Origin of the sequence: Methanobrevibacter sp. (assembly GCF_017447225.1) — an archaeon.
Classification (GTDB): Archaea; Methanobacteriota; Methanobacteria; order Methanobacteriales; family Methanobacteriaceae; genus Methanocatella.
The window spans coordinates 1-3241 of sequence record NZ_JAFSNZ010000106.1; the positions used below are offsets into that span (position 1 = coordinate 1).

The following is a 3241-nucleotide window of genomic DNA, read 5'->3' on the forward strand; positions in this document are numbered from 1 at the left end:
TATTAAAGAAAACAAAATAGATTTACACTCCGTTATTAGTTCAATAAACTTCATTGCTCTGACTTGAGAAATTGATTATTAAAATAAACAAAAAGGAGAAAATGAAAAATGTTCAAAATTAATTAATTTCTGCCAACACTCTTACTATGTCAAAAAAAGAAGATTTAATATCCTAAGGATACAAAGCTTACGAAACAGATGAAATAACGGTATTCTGGAAACCTGAATTATGCAAACACGCAACGGAATGCGTAAGGGGAAACAATAAAGTTTTCAATCCGGCAAACAGACCATGGGTTGATTTATCACAGGCTCCAGCTAGCGAAATTGCAGAAATTATTGACAGATGTCCATCAGGAGCGCTTAAATATGAGCTCAAATGAAATCGCCATAAAATTTGAAAAAGAAAACAATGCAAGCCGTGCTTATGACAGCGATAAGCAGATTGGCGAATGCCATTTCACATTACTTGAAGGCAGATGGGTCATCTCCAGAACTGACGTTGATTTGGGCTATGAAGGACAGGGAATCGGCAAAAAATTAATTCACTGTGTTGTTGAAAATGCACGTAAAGAAAATATTAAAATCTTTCCAATGTGTCCTTATGCAAAAAACGTGTTCTTAAAGACTCCTGAATATGATGATGTGCTTTAGACACATTAATTTAAAAATAGAAAAGAGCCTAACTTCCATAAGTTAGGCAATATAATTATTAATTTTCATTTATCGATTTGATGCCGACGAATGAAGCAAACACCGATGCAACGCACAGCACTACACAAATCAGACAGGTGATTTGAGAACTAGTGATTAGCTGAGGATAGTACTGCTCAACAATCGGAACGTTTCCCATCACGAATGCAAACACCAGTGTGAGTATTCCCATACTCATAGTCTGGCCCAACGTTCTCGTTGTAGCAACTGAAGCGGATGCGACAGAAGTGGCCTGCGGCGGAACAGAACTCATAATAACATTCGTATTCGGAGGAGAAAACAGTCCAAAACCAACACCATAAAACACCATTGCAATTATTATGAACACTAAGCTCGTATTAGCATCAAGAATGGAAAATAAAATTAAAGAAACTGTTCCCAGACCCATTCCAATAGCTGCCAGAACCTGCGGAACATATCTGTCGGATAATCTTCCGGCAATCGGAGCTATAGCTACCTGAAATATTGGAGCAACAATCAAAATCAGTCCAGTTAATTGGGAATCATAGCCTTTAATGTACTGGAAGTGATAATTCAAGATTGTCGTAACCGCAAATGTTGCAAGATAAGCTCCCAGGGAAGCAAAATTGGCTGATAAGAACTGCTTATTTTTGAAAAATCTCACATCAAAAACCGGATTGTCCTGCCTTAACTCAACATATGCAAACAAAGCCAGAGCCAAGATACCTAAAACAGTTAAAACAACACCTATTGTTTCGTTCAATATTGTAAATCCATAGATAAACATCAGCATCCCGATAGCATAGACAAAAGACCCTTTGAGGTCTAGAGATATATTTTCAAATGTTATCCATTCATCCTGAACTTTAAAGAGAAGCAATATCAATATGAAAATTAAAAATGGTATTGAAAACAGCACTACAGATCTCCAGCCCAGCTGATAATTCAATATTCCTGCAATGACCGGAGATAAGAATAAACCTAAATAGACACCGGTTATATTAATACCCAAAGCTTTTCCACGTTCTTCTGGTCTGAATGCAGACACGACCATTGCCATGGAAGTTACATTTAAAAATGCAAGTGCAATTCCTAAAATTAAACGGCAAATTAAGAACATTTCAGTTGACGTTGCAAGGACATTGACAACAGATATGGCAATGAACAACAATATGCTGACAATTGTTACCTTTTTAAGACCGTATTTACCGGAAATCTGTCCTGCCGGAACGGACATCACCGCAACAACCAACAAAAATATTATTGTAGCCCAATTTTGAGCAATATTATTCATTCCATATTCACTTGCTATGGATGGAATAACAATCATTACTGCATTGAATGCGAAAACTGTGAAAAATGATAATACCACACATATTAATAAAACGATATTTTCCTGTTTCATCTAACCGCCACCTTGGAACTGTTTAAAACCAGTTTGGAAAATTTATCCATAAAATCATCACCTAAATCATCCAGATGAACCTGATCATTCCAATCATAGATTATTCTTTTAAAAGTAGGGAGTAAATCAGTGGTCTTAGAAGTTAATGTAATTTTATATTGCCTTTTATCGTTTTGAACTTTTTCACGTTCGATAAATCCCTTATTTTCCAAATCCATAAAATATTTGGCGACCCAACCTTTGGAAAGAGAGAAATGTTTTGCCAAATCCTTTTGAGTGGTATCAGGAAATTCTTCTAATTTGAATAAAAATAATCCCTGAGTGGCAGTCAAATCATACTTGCCGAAAGAAGCATCAAGATATTCATTATAATTTTTGTTTAAAATAAACATCATCTCCACAAAAATATTTTTTGAAGATTTCAAATCCATTATTTCACCTATAGTTATCTATGAACTGAATGACATATAATAGTTTCTATTAGAAACTATTTTGAAAATATATAGTTTAATATATCTAAGAGCACTTATAGGCCATTATATAATGTGTTTTGATGATTGAATTTCTCAAAAAATATAATATGCACATTTTTATTATCATAGTAGCTATTTTAACTGCATATGACCTTTTGAATTGGAATGATATTTCTCCTGTTAGAAAATTAGTGAATATCTTTGCAATACTTGCAATATTACATGAAATTGAAGAGAAATATTGGCCTGGAGGTTTTGCAGAACTGATGCTTAAAAAGCTCAATGTGAGCATTAACGATTTAGATGTGGGAAGAGCAAACTTAAGCGTTGTCATATTCTGGCTGGTTTACATAGGACTCGGATACATATTTGACAACATAACATTTCTGTTTATGATGACAATCATATTATCCCTTTTTGAAGCATTCATACACACAGCAGGAATCAAAATCCATAAACTGGATAAACCATCCCAGGTTTAGTTACAGCATGGCTTTTAGCGATTACGGCAATTTACTCAATCATGCAATTAAATAAACTTAATCTTAGGTGCTGTCCACTATTCGCCAAAATTTGATAAACCCCGAATTGCACTTGCAAATGTACTTTCAATTCATAAAAGTTTAGGTTAACTTTTTTCAAAGATATTAATTTAATTAAAAATAGACCTCACCAAACAAGACAACAA

General features: G+C 34.2%; 5 protein-coding genes. 3 read left to right on the forward strand and 2 right to left on the reverse strand.

Annotated features, from left to right (window positions below; translation table 11 throughout):
- Positions 1-203: 203 nt before the first annotated feature.
- Together IJQ68_RS10905 and IJQ68_RS10020 are read left to right on the forward strand one after the other, a co-directional pair.
- Positions 204-383: a (4Fe-4S)-binding protein gene (locus IJQ68_RS10905; RefSeq protein ID WP_369334612.1), complete on the forward strand. Its 180-nt coding sequence runs from the start codon at positions 204-206 to the stop codon at positions 381-383.
- Positions 340-654 carry a GNAT family N-acetyltransferase gene (locus IJQ68_RS10020; protein WP_342765145.1) on the forward strand — a complete coding sequence of 105 codons (315 nt, stop codon included), beginning with the start codon at positions 340-342 and terminating at the stop codon, positions 652-654. The genes IJQ68_RS10905 and IJQ68_RS10020 overlap by 44 nt, the downstream gene beginning before the upstream one ends.
- Before the next feature lie 58 nt (positions 655-712).
- Here the strand turns inward: IJQ68_RS10020 and IJQ68_RS10025 are convergent, their stop codons facing one another.
- Complete coding sequence (locus tag IJQ68_RS10025; protein ID WP_292800035.1) at positions 713-2080, reverse strand: MFS transporter; 1368 nt, start codon at positions 2078-2080, stop codon at positions 713-715.
- Positions 2077-2511, reverse strand: a complete 435-nt coding sequence (locus IJQ68_RS10030) for a MarR family winged helix-turn-helix transcriptional regulator (protein WP_292800039.1) — start codon at positions 2509-2511, stop codon at positions 2077-2079. The genes IJQ68_RS10025 and IJQ68_RS10030 overlap by 4 nt, the downstream gene beginning before the upstream one ends.
- Before the next feature lie 149 nt (positions 2512-2660).
- Here IJQ68_RS10030 and IJQ68_RS10035 point away from each other — a divergent pair, with 149 nt between their 5' ends.
- Positions 2661-3035 (forward strand): hypothetical protein, encoded by a 375-nt coding sequence (locus IJQ68_RS10035; protein WP_292800042.1) that lies wholly within the window; start codon positions 2661-2663, stop codon positions 3033-3035.
- Positions 3036-3241 lie beyond the last annotated feature (206 nt).

Bases quoted from the DNA above. Each gene is read 5' to 3' on its own strand.
- IJQ68_RS10025 (WP_292800035.1), bottom strand. From the start codon at position 2,080: ATGAAACAGGAAAATATCGTTTTATTAATATGTGTGGTATTATCATTT.
- IJQ68_RS10030 (WP_292800039.1), bottom strand. From the start codon at position 2,511: ATGGATTTGAAATCTTCAAAAAATATTTTTGTGGAGATGATGTTTATT.
- IJQ68_RS10035 (WP_292800042.1), top strand. From the start codon at position 2,661: ATGCACATTTTTATTATCATAGTAGCTATTTTAACTGCATATGACCTT.